General features: G+C 51.2%; 14 protein-coding genes. 4 read left to right on the top strand and 10 right to left on the bottom strand.

What is annotated here, in order from left to right; translation table 11 throughout:
• Positions 1–114 precede the first annotated feature (114 nt).
• The gene (locus QOS10_RS08240) at positions 115–252 is read left to right on the top strand and encodes a hypothetical protein (protein ID WP_283594985.1); all 138 of its coding nucleotides are present in this window, start codon (positions 115–117) and stop codon (positions 250–252) included.
• Positions 253–300: 48 nt separating this feature from the next.
• Complete coding sequence (locus tag QOS10_RS08235; protein WP_283594987.1) at positions 301–672, top strand: PAS domain-containing protein; 372 nt, start codon at positions 301–303, stop codon at positions 670–672.
• Here the strand turns inward: QOS10_RS08235 and QOS10_RS08230 are convergent.
• The 3 genes from QOS10_RS08230 to QOS10_RS08220 form a co-directional block, all read right to left on the bottom strand.
• The gene (locus QOS10_RS08230; protein WP_283594983.1) at positions 667–1602 is read right to left on the bottom strand and encodes a D-2-hydroxyacid dehydrogenase; all 936 of its coding nucleotides are present in this window, start codon (positions 1600–1602) and stop codon (positions 667–669) included. The genes QOS10_RS08235 and QOS10_RS08230 overlap by 6 nt on opposite strands.
• A 200-nt stretch (positions 1603–1802) precedes the next feature.
• Complete coding sequence (locus tag QOS10_RS08225) at positions 1803–4625, bottom strand: YhgE/Pip domain-containing protein (protein WP_283594981.1); 2823 nt, start codon at positions 4623–4625, stop codon at positions 1803–1805.
• A 30-nt stretch (positions 4626–4655) separates the two neighbouring features.
• On the bottom strand, positions 4656–5198 hold the full coding sequence (locus tag QOS10_RS08220) for a TetR/AcrR family transcriptional regulator (RefSeq protein WP_283594980.1): 543 nt from the start codon (positions 5196–5198) through the stop codon (positions 4656–4658).
• A 280-nt stretch (positions 5199–5478) separates the two neighbouring features.
• On the opposite strand from QOS10_RS08220, the gene QOS10_RS08215 reads away from it, so the two are divergent.
• Both QOS10_RS08215 and QOS10_RS08210 read left to right on the top strand, forming a co-directional pair.
• Entirely contained in the window at positions 5479–6525 is a 1047-nt protein-coding gene (locus QOS10_RS08215) for an aldose epimerase family protein (RefSeq protein ID WP_283594979.1), read from the top strand.
• Positions 6526–6580: 55 nt separating this feature from the next.
• Positions 6581–6814 carry a PspC domain-containing protein gene (locus QOS10_RS08210; protein ID WP_283594978.1) on the top strand — a complete coding sequence of 78 codons (234 nt, stop codon included), beginning with the start codon at positions 6581–6583 and terminating at the stop codon, positions 6812–6814.
• An 86-nt stretch (positions 6815–6900) separates the two neighbouring features.
• Here the strand turns inward: QOS10_RS08210 and fucP are convergent, their stop codons facing one another.
• From fucP to QOS10_RS08175, 7 genes are all read right to left on the bottom strand, one after another.
• Complete coding sequence (gene fucP / locus QOS10_RS08205) at positions 6901–8241, bottom strand: L-fucose:H+ symporter permease (protein ID WP_283594976.1); 1341 nt, start codon at positions 8239–8241, stop codon at positions 6901–6903.
• Between the two features lie 10 nt (positions 8242–8251).
• Positions 8252–8647 carry a D-ribose pyranase gene (gene rbsD, locus QOS10_RS08200; protein WP_104688871.1) on the bottom strand — a complete coding sequence of 132 codons (396 nt, stop codon included), beginning with the start codon at positions 8645–8647 and terminating at the stop codon, positions 8252–8254.
• A 207-nt stretch (positions 8648–8854) separates the two neighbouring features.
• A complete protein-coding gene (locus QOS10_RS08195) occupies positions 8855–9694 on the bottom strand; it encodes a DUF6681 family protein (RefSeq protein ID WP_283594975.1) in 840 nt (279 codons plus the stop codon).
• A 16-nt stretch (positions 9695–9710) separates the two neighbouring features.
• Positions 9711–10214 (bottom strand): hypothetical protein, encoded by a 504-nt coding sequence (locus QOS10_RS08190; RefSeq protein ID WP_283594974.1) that lies wholly within the window; start codon positions 10212–10214, stop codon positions 9711–9713.
• A gap of 72 nt (positions 10215–10286) precedes the next feature.
• Complete coding sequence (locus QOS10_RS08185) at positions 10287–10730, bottom strand: Fur family transcriptional regulator (protein ID WP_283594973.1); 444 nt, start codon at positions 10728–10730, stop codon at positions 10287–10289.
• Positions 10731–10759: 29 nt separating this feature from the next.
• Positions 10760–11341, bottom strand: coding sequence for a guanylate kinase (locus tag QOS10_RS08180; RefSeq protein ID WP_283594971.1), 582 nt, complete (start codon positions 11339–11341; stop codon positions 10760–10762).
• The gene (locus QOS10_RS08175) at positions 11341–11754 is read right to left on the bottom strand and encodes a bis(5'-nucleosyl)-tetraphosphatase (protein WP_283594970.1); all 414 of its coding nucleotides are present in this window, start codon (positions 11752–11754) and stop codon (positions 11341–11343) included. Before QOS10_RS08175 ends, QOS10_RS08180 begins: the two co-directional genes overlap by 1 nt.
• Positions 11755–11928 lie beyond the last annotated feature (174 nt).

Raw genomic sequence — 11928 nt, 5'->3', positions numbered from 1 at the left:
CAAATTGTGGTTCAAGCACTCATCAGAAGGGTGTTTGCTCACAAGCCACGTCCTTTAGGGCGTGGTGGTTGACTTTCACAGAACGTTATCTTCAATTCAAAAGAGGATCCTATTATGACAAATATTCCATTTCAAGCCGACAGTTTCTTCCATTTTCCCACCGGCCGGGTGAACCTGGAAGATATCCACGCAATCTTCAAGACAATGCCCTACGAACTCGATTACGTCAACGCCGCTGATCAGTACATCTGATACTCCCCTAATCCCCGGCGTGACTACGAGCGACTCAACCACTCGGTCCTGGGCTGCCATCCAAAGCAGGTGGTTCCCATGGTCAAGAAGGTCCTCAGCCTCCTTCACAGTGGAGAGAAGGACATGGTCGAATCGTCCCAGGTGATGGACGGCCACCGGACGCTCATCCGCTACTATGCCATCCGCAACGCGGCAGGCGACTACCTCGGTGCCCTCCAGGTAACCGAGGATGTCGAACACATCTGCCAGCTTGGTGAGCAGCACACCTTTGAACACGGTATCGTGGAAGGCCAGGCTGTCGACGAGGCCACAACCGCCTCGATCATGGACCACCAGAATGATGACAAGGACAGCTCTAAACGACAAAGAAGCCATCGCAAACCAGGAGCACCGGTTTGCGATGGCTTTACTTATTTATAGGCGGACCTCGTTGCGTGAGTGTTGACCGTTAACAACTTTGACGACGTCATTCAGGCTGATCTCCACCATGTTCCGAATGGAAGTCTGGGTGAAGAAGGCCACGTGCGGCGTGATTAGAACGTTTGGCAGCGTTTGGAGCTGCTTGTAATCATCCGGCAGGTCATCAACAGCGACCTCATGGTTGAAGAAGCCGGTCTCGTCCGCCAGGGTATCCAAACCAGCCCCAGCGATCTCCTTGTTCTTGAGGGCGTCAATCAGGTCAGCGGTGTTGATCAGCGCACCCCGGGCCATGTTGATGACAATGGCGTTATTCTTCATCGCCGCAAACTGTGGTGCCGCCAGCATATTCTTCGTACTTGGCAACAGCGGCGTATGCAGGGAAATAATGTCGGCAGTCTTGATGATCGTGTCGAGGTCGGTGTATTCAACGTATGGTGCGTACTCGACGTTCTTGTTCGGATCATAGGCCAAAACCCGGGCACCGAGGGCCTTGTAGATCTGGGCAGTGGCCCCACCGATATTGCCCAGGCCGATGATGCCGACCGTCTGGTTATAGATCTCGTTGCTGATCAGCTCAGGGTTCCAGCGGAAGTCCCCTTCTTCCATCCGGCTGGTATAATCGCCGATACGCCGCAGGAGGTACATCGCGTGGGTCAGGCCCATTTCCGCGATGGCCCGCGGCGAGTAGACAGTTACGTTGGTCACTGTGATTCCATTGTCCCGGCAAGCATTCAGGTCGAACATGTCAAAGCCAGCTGTCCGCGTTGAAATCTGCTTGATCCCCATTGCCGCCAGCTTCTTGTACAGGGCCGGGCCGCCCAGCGGTTTCGTCTGCTGGGTTGAGATTCCATCAAAGCCCTGCGCCTCATCAACGGTCTGGGCATTGAGCTGCTCAGTCACCATCTTGACCTCGTTGCCGGTCTCCTCCATCTATTCCTTAACATATTTTCGTTCGGCGTTTCCAGTGCCGTACATGATAATCTTCATAATACTCATTCCTTTTTATGAAAACTCTTACATTAATAGGATAACACTGAACTTATCAGCCGTCACTATAAAGATTGCCCAATAAGTGCTGGCATAAGACACAAAAATGCCCGTTACCATTGCGGCAACGAGCGCTTCATTAATTACTTGTTATCCTCATCAGACTGGATTCCGCCATCGTTTTCCATCTTATCGAGGAACTTCTGGTTCTTGTCAATCCGTGGGAAGAGGTTGAATGTATGGGAACGAATCCCGATCATTGAAGCCCACAGCAAGAGGAAGAAGACCACCGCGATCCCTAACAGGACGGAATTGCAGAACATAGCGTAGTGCTGTCCCAAACCACTACTGATTGACTGCCGCAACCCTTGGATGGAGTAAGTCATCGGCAAGAACCAGTGGATCACGTTGTAGAACTTCATGGTAACTTCCATTGGGAAGGTCCCACCAGAACCACCAAGTTGCAACATCAGCAGAACCATGGCCAGGAAACGACCAGGGTTATCGAAGGTCATCGACAGGAACATCACAATCGCCATCGAGGCTAACCCGAAGCAGATCGTGGTGAGGAAGAAGGATGGGACGTGGTCAACATTCAGACCACAGGCCATCATGATTGCATCTTCTACCACGGCCATGGCGATTGCGGCGGTACTACCGATCACAACCTTACTACCCCACCAAGCAGTTGCGGACTTGCCCGGTGCCGCGATCCGCCGAATTGGGTAGACGAAGTTGAAGACCAGCATCCCAACGTAGAGGGCAACAGACAGAACGTAAGGCGCCAGGGCGTGACCGTAGTTCGGTACGTAACTGTAGTTCTTGTGTTGCAGCTTCGTTGGTTCAGCAAACATCTTAGCTGTCCGGGCAGTCGGCTTGATACCGTTGATGGCCTTAGCCCCCTTGCCCAGCGAAGAAGCCAGGCGACCAGCACCGGCATTCAACTGGGCAATCCCGGAGATCAGGGCTGGCGAATTGTCCTGAAGCTGTTGGGTTCCGGCGGCTAACTGGTTAACCCCGGCAACCAGGGTTGGAATCTGGTTGTTGAGCTGCCCCAGCGCGCCGGCCAGTTGCATAGCACCAGAGTTCAACTGACCGCTGTTAGCGTTCAGCTGACTGATCCCGCTGCCAAGTTGACCGACACCGTTCGTGTACTGACGAACCCCGCCGGCAAGCTGGTTAGCACCGGATTGCAGGGCACCAGTATTGGCAGCTAATTGACCAGCACCTGCGGCAGCAGTGTGGACACCGGCCGTGTACTGGTTGATACCAGCTTGAGCACGTTGCGCACCAGATTGCAGCTGGCTAGCACCAGAATTCAACTGGTTAGCACCGGCCGTAGCCTGACTATTAAGCTGGTTGGCACCGGCTGCCAGTTGAGCGGTCCCATCTTGCAGGGCCTTGATCTGGCCTGGTAATCCAGCAATGGTTCCCTTGTAGCCGTCAAGCTGAGTAAGCAATTGGTTAGCTTGATTCAAAACTTGGTTGGCCTGGTCAAGGGTTCCAGACATGTTACTCAGGTTGCCCAACTGGGATTGGAGTTTGTTAAGGCTACCGCTGAGGGCACTCATCTGTTGCAGGGCCCCAGACATGCCTTGAATGGTCTCCGCGTTGGACTTGGCCATTCCGGCAATCTCTTGCAGCTGTCCCTTAATATTGTTGTCACTTGTGCTTCCAGCAAGGGCGGCAGCAGTAGAAGCAATCTTGGCATCGTTGCCGGCAACACCACTCAGTTTGCCAAGCTCACTCTGGGCACTGCTGATGGCACTTCCAGCTCCCTGAAGTTCACCGGCAGCTGCGGAAGCTTGTCCCAATGATGTCTTAGCCTGACTCAGGGCGCCGCTTAGCTGGGCAATGCTCCCCTTCATCTGATCAGCCTGGTTCAAGGCTCCCATAATTCCCTCTGTATTGATTCCACTAAGAGAACTGGTTACCTGACTATTGATTGTATTAGCACCATTAGCAAGCTGACTAGTTCCACCAGCAATTCCATTTGCCAATGTATTAGCACCAGTTGCTAGTTGCCCAGCCCCGCCAGCAAGCTGAGCGCCGCCTTGACGAAGCGCAGCACCATTGCTATCCAGGGTCTCCAGACCGGCATTCAGTTGGTTAACCCCGCCGGCAAACTGGCCAACACCAGATTGAAGCTGGCTGGCACCACTGTTCAAAGCACCGGAATTGGCAACCAGCTGGCTGACCCCGGCGCCGAGCATGCCGACCCCACCGGTATACTGCTGGATCCCGTTGGCCAGGGTCTGACTACCACTGGCCAGTTGGGTAGCACCCGCAGTCAGCGGAGCCACCTTGACACGCATCTCCTGGACACCATTGTTGACTTGGCTGACCCCAGCAACGTATTGGTTAACCCCGTCGTTCAGGGTCACGATTCCGCTGTCCAGCTGTTTAGCCCCGTTGGCGGCACGGTTCATCCCCTTGCCGACCACGTGGAGTTCCTTGAACATAGCGGAGGCATAGGCGTTAGTAACCGATGCCCGGATCTTGGTGTTCAGCTGTTGCATCCCCATCTGGGAAATAACCTCACCGATCATGTTCAGTGAGTCGTTGGTCTCATACTTCAGCTTCATCGTCTTCGGATGCTTATCCAGCACCGTTGTGGCGTTCTTGGAGAAGTTCTTTGGGATGGTAACCACCGTGTAGTACTTCCGCCCCTTCAGACCGTCCTGGGCCTTCTTAGCGGAAACAAATTCCCACTTCAGCGCGTGGTTGGTCTTCAGGTTCTTGATCGTCTGGTCACCAACATCCATCTTGCGTCCTTGATATTCAACCGGGATGTCTTTATTGACAACCGCGACTGGCAAGTCTTGCGTATTCCCATAGGGGTCCCATACGGACTTCAGGAAGAAGATACTGTACAGAAAGGGGATCACACAGATCACCAGGGTCGAAACCAGCAGGACTTTATTGTGGTAGATGTTCTTAAACTCCTGCTTGATCATTTCCCACATTTTTCTTTTCACCTCGAATTATTTAGTTGCTTACTGTTGCTCCGAAAGGGCGTGAACGGTCTCCCGTGCGAAGCTGATAATCTCTTCAACGGGCACATCATAGTTCTTGCTTTGCCACCAGTGGAAGGCACCTAAGATTGAGCCGCTCAGTGTGTAAGCCAATAGTTCCGGATTGTCCGTCTTCTGCAGGGCCTGGATAACCGGATCCTTGCTCTCCTGTTCGCGCCGCTCCAAGAAGATCTGCGTCAGAATCTGCAGCATTTCGGAGTAAAGCGAACTGTGCGAATCGCTGGCTGCCAAGTGCCGGACCACATTCCGGTGTTGATTAATATAAATAATAAATTGCTTAAGAATGTCGTCCTCGGAATCGCCATTATCAACAATCTGCACCACCTTGGTCTTCAGTGTCTGCTCCAACAGGTCGTACTTGTCATTGAAGTAACGGTAAAAGCTGCTCCGGTGCAGCAGGGCCTCTTTACAGATCTGGTCGACCGTCAAGTGGTCAAATGAGTTGCTTTCCAGCAAAACCAGCAGGGCATTTTGAAAATCCCGAACTGTCCGTGTAACACGCATCAACTATTCCTCCCTTCTGTTACGTTTTCATCATAAATACTATATAACGTTCTAATATTCAACAACAGAGCTTTTTAAGAATGTTTGTTTTCGGATAAGACAATGGTTCAAAATTGTGTCGAGAATTGGGTGATTGTTTATTAAAATGAGTATCTAATCTTTTTGTCCCAATATGCATAAAAATCCTATATTTAGATTAGAATTGGCCAAATTGCAATGGATATCCCAGGGAATATGCTACAATCGCAAGTGAAAGCAAATATGCAGGAGGCGTTTGATCATGAAGATTGCAACGGAAAAATTCGGTGAATACCGCAACCAGGATGTCATGAAGTACACCCTGACCAATGATAACAATGTCAGCATCAGTGTCCTCAACTTCGCGGGGATTTGGCAGGCCTACATGGTTCCTAATACCCGTGGCGGCCGCGTCAACCTCCTCCTCGCCGCCGATACCTTCGATCCCTACATCGAACACGGCAGCCTCTACGCCGGGCGGATCGTCGGCCGGGTTGCTGGCCGAATTGCTGGCGGCAACTTTGATATTGATGGGCAGTCGTACAGTGTCCCAACTAACGAAGGCGACAATCTTCTCCACGGCGGTGCCAACGGTCTTGCTCAGCAGTTCTACCAGGTCGAAACTAAGCAGGATGGCGACAAGCTGCAAGCCATCCTGACTACCAGTATCGATACGACCACCGACCACTTCCCAGGCAAGGAAGACGTCAAGGTTACTTACACCCTGGCCAATGACAACAGCGTCACCATCGACTTCGACGGCCAGACCGACGCGAAGACCCTCTTCAACCCTACCAGCCACACCTACTGGAACCTGTCTGGTGAGGCCAAGACGATCCAGGGCCACGTTCTGACGCTCAACTCCAAGTACCACTTGCAGCTGGACAACGAGAAATTGCCGACGGGAAAGAAGATTCTTAACAAGAACACCCCGTACGACTTCCGCTACCCAACTGTCCTGGGGACCGCTCTCCAACACCTGCAAGAGGAACACAATCCAGAAGGCGGCTTTGACGATACCTTCGTGGTCCTGCCAAGCAACCGGCTGGCCCACGAACCGGTCGCCGTATTGATGGATGCCGCCACGGGCCGGAAGATCAAGATGTATTCTGACCGCAACAGTCTGGTGGTTTACACTGCCAACGGGCTCAAGGTCGACGACTACAACCGTCCCGCTGGCAGCTGGTTTGCCATCGCCCTCGAAGGTCAAACCCTGCCGGACGCCCCGCACCACCCACAATTTGGTGATATTGCGTTGCGGCCGGGGCACCCTGAACACTTCCAGTTGCGTTACGAGTACTTTGCCTAAAGAAATGATATAATTAAGGCAGTTGCAGATGTCGTCTAGATTGGAGGTTTCGACTATGAAGAAGAAATTAACTAAGTCCAAGAACAAGGTCTTCCTCGGGGTCTGTGGTGGCCTTGCTAACTACTTGCACGTTGACCCGACCGTGGTTCGGCTGATCGTCCTCGTCCTTCTGGTTATGACCGGCTTCTTCCCGGTCGGCCTGATCTACCTGGTTGCCGGACTGATTATGCCTGATGCCGACGACAAGGATGATGGCGTCGTTGAGGGCGAGTTCAAGGAACGTAAGTAAATATCATATTAATAACCAAAAAGAACACTGCTCTGCGGAGGGAAAATCTTCCAGAACAGTGTTCTTTTTATATATTTCAATTAGGATTATTCACCATCGTGAACTTCATTAGGGTGTTGCTTTTCCCAACGGTGCTCTGTCCAGAAGTAAAGGGTGATCAGGGCAAAGCAGATTGCTGGCACGATGAATGAGAACTGCATTGAACCACTCAGGTCGGATACCCGTCCCTGAACAGCAGGGATGATGGCCCCACCGATCAGTGACATCACGATGAAGGCCCCACCAGTTTCGGTGTACTTCTTTTCGTGGATCTGATCCAGGGTGTGGGCGTAAATCGTTGGCCATTCTGGACCGAAGAAGAAACTGGTCGTGATGGCAGCGATAACGGCAGTCAGGTTCGGCACCGTGAAGGTTACGATCAGAGAGATCGTTCCCAACAGGGAGAACCAGGTCAATACCTTGGTGATGGAGTAACGGTTCAGGAACCAGTTGGCAACCAGCTTACCGAAGAACCAAGCGATGTAACTGTAGATCATGAAAGTTGATGCGGCGGCATCGGAAATGTGGGAGTCCAGCCGCAGGGCCAACCGGATGGTGAAGGACCAAACCGTGGTCTGCATCCCGGCGTAGATGAACTGGCACAGAACCCCCTTCATGTACCGCTTGTTGTGGAAGAGGTAGTTGAAGGTTTCGCCAAGCTTTGGCTGTGCTTCCGCAGAGCCGGTGGACAGTGCCTTAGCCCGTGGCATCTTAGTAACGGCTAAGACAATGAAGATAATGATCAGGACGATCAGAATGTACTTGTATGGCCGCAGAGTCAGTTGCAGCAAGTGCTGGTTGTAAGCCTCTGCTTCAGCCTTGGACATCTTGGCAACCTTGTCGGCAATGTTGCCACCTTCACCGAAGATCAGGTACTTACCGAGGACAATCCCCATGATGTCCCCAAGTGGGATCAGCACGTTGGCTACGTTCAGTCGCTTATTGGCCGTGGCCTGGGGACCGAACATCGTGGCATAAGTATCACAGCTGGTTTCCAGGAAACTCAGACCGATCGCAATAGCGAAGATAGCCGCCAGGAACATGCTGTAAGTGGCCACATGTGAAGCCGGGAAGAACATCCCACAACCGATGATGTAGAATAACAAACCAGTTAAAATAGCAAGCTTGTAGGATGTCTTCTTGATCAGGATTGAGGCTGGAATAGCCATCAGGAAGTAACCACCGTAGAAGGCACTCTGAACAAAGGCCGTGGCCGTATCGTTCAGGGTGAAAACCGTCTTGAACTGGGTGATCAGGATATCGTTCAGACTAGCGGCAGCCCCCCACAATGGGAAGATCAGACATAAGATAACGAATTGGAACATTGGCGTCCGGCTAAGGTAACCGTTTGGCAGCTGTTCCCAACTTTGGTGTTTTGCTTTATCCATGAGTGACCTCCTAGAACGTTACGCCGGATTCCAAGATGATGTTGGAGTATGGCGTCATTTCACCAGTCCGGATGAAGGCGTGGGTCTTGGCCAGATCCTTCTTCAGCTGGCTGTGGGGAACAAAAGCAACTTCAACGTCTGGCAGCAGTTCCTTGATGGCGGCCAATTGATCAGGGTTTTGATCCTTGATCTCGTCAGCCAGGTAGATCTTCTGCACCTTCATTTCCTTCAGGACGTTCTTCAAAACGTCGATGAAGCTTGGCAGCTCCTTGTCAAGGGCCAGGTCAATCTTCTTGGTTCCAAACGGTACCGGCATTCCGGCGTCACCGATTGAGAGCCAGTCCATGTGGCCCATGTTGGCAACAACCGCGGAAATCTCTGAGTTAATGATTCCGGTTTTCTTCATTGCAAATCAATCCTCCAAATAGTATTTTTTAGTTTAACGTTTTAGCAAACCGCTTTACTAAATTAACGTTGTGTATAATATCACATCGCGAAAACGATTACAAAGGGTAATTGTGTTTTTGCGCCCCTTGTATCACCTTTTTTATAAAAGAAAAACAGCCTATCTGCCATTTAATGACAAATAAGCTGCTAGATAAATTTGCTATTATTATTTTTGCCGTTCGCGGTAAGCAACCTGGGCATTCAACCCGTAATCGGCGGTCGTCATGATGGTTGAACCCCGCCGCCCCGGGATTTTGTTAGGGCCGCCGACCACCGCCAGGTTTGCCAGATAAATCCGGTAGCGATGGTGAGCCGTCGAGGCATCAGTCAGGCCGATCTTGACAATGTGACCAACTGCACGCCGCTCCATCTGATTCATCCCGATGTAGATCTCCAGCCGATGCCGAATCGGATCATGAACCAGTTCAAAGTATGGCGGGACCGAACGGGCATTTAGGGCCGGCACTGGTTGGTTGGTTTGCGCATACTGTTCAACAATATCCTGATCGCTGAGGCCGCTGTAGTCGTTGACGAAGATCCCCTGTTCCAAGAGATTGTCGACCACTGCCTGGAGATTGCGTTGTTCATGGTCGTCAATCGCCACTACCGCAGGGATGGTGTCCGCGCCATTGAACACGCCATTAGAATTATTGGCCAGTTCCTGGGCAAGCTGCTGTTGCGCCTTGAATGACGACTGCGTGTTGTTGCCAGTTTCAAACTTCTGCCCGGTGATCTTGGCAAAGCGCGGGGACAAGAAGTCCAGCTGTGAGGTCTTGCCAAGAAAATAGAAAACAAAGTTAAGGTAAAGGAAGTAAGTGATCGCAACCATTGCCAAGAGGTAGAGAAAAGCCCGCAACCAGACATGGTTCATGAATAGACGAAAAGTTACGTACACCAGGTAGATGTCACCCAGGGCCGCAATTCCGATGTAAATCCGACTCTTCAGCTTAGCGTCCAAGTTGAAGTAGCTCAGTGATGAATTAATCATATCAAGAAAACTAAACATATTAATTCAACACCTCCTATTGGTTATTGCTCTGCGTGGTCGTAGTACCGCCAGTATTGCCGGTTGTTCCTTGGCTGATATTGCCGCCGCCACTGTTGCTTTGTGTGCCGCCAGTGTTGCCGGTCGAACGATTGCCGCTGGTACTCTGATCATTCCCCTGGTTGGTATTTCCAGTCGACCGGGTAGTATTTTCGTTTGTTTGCGTATTGTCTCCCCGGTCATCGTTATCAGCGTTGCTCGTCCGTGTGGCCTGATTATCATTGTCGTTATTGTTATTATTACGCTGCTGAGCAGAACTGCTGCTGGCATCGTCATCATCATCACGACTAGAACTCTTTGAAACCTTCTGGCTGTCATCTGGTAAGGACTCATCTGGCCGCCGCTGCGAAGAAACCCGGCTAACCTTGGCCCCTTCATTAGTATGAGTAGTCTTGTTTACAACCACGTTGGTTGCCCCCAGCGCCAAAACTAGTGATACCAGGGCAAAGGGGGTTACTAAAGGTGGAATCTTTCCTGCCATATTACTTTTCTCCTTTTCTCAGCTAATATCATACACTCTTTTATCCTAAAAAGTGTTAAGGAAAAGTGAAGATTATTTTTTATTCAGTTCCTTAGCACGACACCGAGCGCAAATCCCGTGCAATTCAAAACTATGACCGGTGATCTTAATTCCCGGCAGCTGTTTTTCAAAGAAAGCATCATCAATTGGCATCATCTTAATCTCCTGGACACGGCCGCACCGGTCACAAATGAAGTGGTGGTGATGAACCGAATCACAGCAATACTTGACCTGCATCTGGTCATTGTGCTGACGCAACTCGACAATTCCCAACTCCTCAAATTCCTTGAAGTTACGATAAATCGTATTATGACTGAGCCCTGGGTAGTCTTGACGCAGGTACTGGTCGACACCGGTAATGTCAATGTAACGGGTTGGGTCGTCAGCGACCGCCATGATCATCATCTTGCGCTGCTTCGTCCAGCGCAGATGATTTCTTTTTAGGACCTCCTGGGCCCGTTCAACCAATTCCTGCACAATTACTCCTCCAATCCAGTTGTTCAATTCTAGCATTTCTGACCTGGAGCTGCCAGAATTTTGCCGACCAGCTGATCCAGTTGCTGGCAGGTCGCTGCCCATTGATCGTTAGTAATCACATGAGCGATTCCCGCGAGCTCCGATGGCAGGTTCAAGTCCCGCCGGTATTCCTTGCTGTGCAGGCGCGACTCAATGGCAGTGTGCTGGTCGCCACGCTGCGTCATCCGCTTAGCAAGCACCGTCAGCTGGGAAACCGTCAGGAAAATAATCACCGCCTGGTCTCCCAGTTTCTGGTGATAGGTCCGCGCGCCGGCAGTATCCAGGACAATCACACAATCCTGTCCCTGCTGCCAGCCCTCTTGCAGGCCCTCGTAGGATGAACCATACTGGGCACCATCGTAAGTCACCTTTTCCAATAGGTGGAGGCGGGCCATGGAGGCAGCGTCCTCAAAGTGATAGTCAACCCCGTCCTGTTCACCCGGCCGCGGCTGGCGGGTCGTGTGGGTGATCACCCGGTGCATGTGGTGGTGTTCGCACAGGTAGTTAGCCACCGTCGTCTTCCCGGAGCCCGCCGCCCCACAGATAATAAAAACATGCTTCTTATTCATCATTACTTCGTCAGATGATCGTTGACCTGGTCGAGCAGCTGCTTAAGATTGTCGTAGGTCAGCCGTTCCCGGGCGTCCTGGTAGTTGAACCAGCCGCAGTTCTTGATCTCCTCAGCTTGAAGGTGAATATCTTCACGCTCAGTCAGGTTGGCGGTATAGAGGGTCATCTGCTTACGGTTGCCATTTGGCAGGTCGTATTCAGTGTAAACATGGAAACTCGTGTCGATCGGCAAAACCAGCTGGGTTTCCTCACGAATCTCCCGTTCAGCAGTTTCCTTCAAGGTCTCGTCCCCTTCAACATGGCCCTTTGGGAAACCCCAGAAGTGTCCCTTATTCTGACTCTCCAATAAAAGATATTCAATTCCACAGTCCGTGGGCCGGTATACCACGGCACCACTCGTTACTTCGATTGCCATTCTTGATCGCTCCTTAAGCAATATTCTTAATTTTATTAAGCCAATCTTAATTTTCTAATTGACTTTTAATCTAATTGCTGGTTATTATTAATAGATAACGTCAATTGCTAGTTTGTAACATTCCAAATTTTGCTAGATTATTCGTCATGACAAGTGCCTCGATCTGTGCTTGCA

The sequence above is a fragment of the Limosilactobacillus galli genome (assembly GCF_947381495.1).
Classification (GTDB): Bacteria; Bacillota; Bacilli; order Lactobacillales; family Lactobacillaceae; genus Limosilactobacillus; species Limosilactobacillus galli.
This window is presented reverse-complemented; position numbering and strand designations above follow the sequence as displayed.

Bases quoted from the DNA above. Each gene is read 5' to 3' on its own strand.
- QOS10_RS08225 (WP_283594981.1), bottom strand. From the start codon at position 4,625: ATGTGGGAAATGATCAAGCAGGAGTTTAAGAACATCTACCACAATAAA.
- QOS10_RS08180 (WP_283594971.1), bottom strand. From the start codon at position 11,341: ATGATGAATAAGAAGCATGTTTTTATTATCTGTGGGGCGGCGGGCTCC.
- QOS10_RS08240 (WP_283594985.1), top strand. From the start codon at position 115: ATGACAAATATTCCATTTCAAGCCGACAGTTTCTTCCATTTTCCCACC.
- QOS10_RS08230 (WP_283594983.1), bottom strand. From the start codon at position 1,602: ATGGAGGAGACCGGCAACGAGGTCAAGATGGTGACTGAGCAGCTCAAT.
- fucP (WP_283594976.1), bottom strand. From the start codon at position 8,241: ATGGATAAAGCAAAACACCAAAGTTGGGAACAGCTGCCAAACGGTTAC.
- QOS10_RS08195 (WP_283594975.1), bottom strand. From the start codon at position 9,694: ATGTTTAGTTTTCTTGATATGATTAATTCATCACTGAGCTACTTCAAC.
- QOS10_RS08190 (WP_283594974.1), bottom strand. From the start codon at position 10,214: ATGGCAGGAAAGATTCCACCTTTAGTAACCCCCTTTGCCCTGGTATCA.
- QOS10_RS08210 (WP_283594978.1), top strand. From the start codon at position 6,581: ATGAAGAAGAAATTAACTAAGTCCAAGAACAAGGTCTTCCTCGGGGTC.
- QOS10_RS08175 (WP_283594970.1), bottom strand. From the start codon at position 11,754: ATGGCAATCGAAGTAACGAGTGGTGCCGTGGTATACCGGCCCACGGAC.
- QOS10_RS08215 (WP_283594979.1), top strand. From the start codon at position 5,479: ATGAAGATTGCAACGGAAAAATTCGGTGAATACCGCAACCAGGATGTC.
- rbsD (WP_104688871.1), bottom strand. From the start codon at position 8,647: ATGAAGAAAACCGGAATCATTAACTCAGAGATTTCCGCGGTTGTTGCC.
- QOS10_RS08220 (WP_283594980.1), bottom strand. From the start codon at position 5,198: ATGCGTGTTACACGGACAGTTCGGGATTTTCAAAATGCCCTGCTGGTT.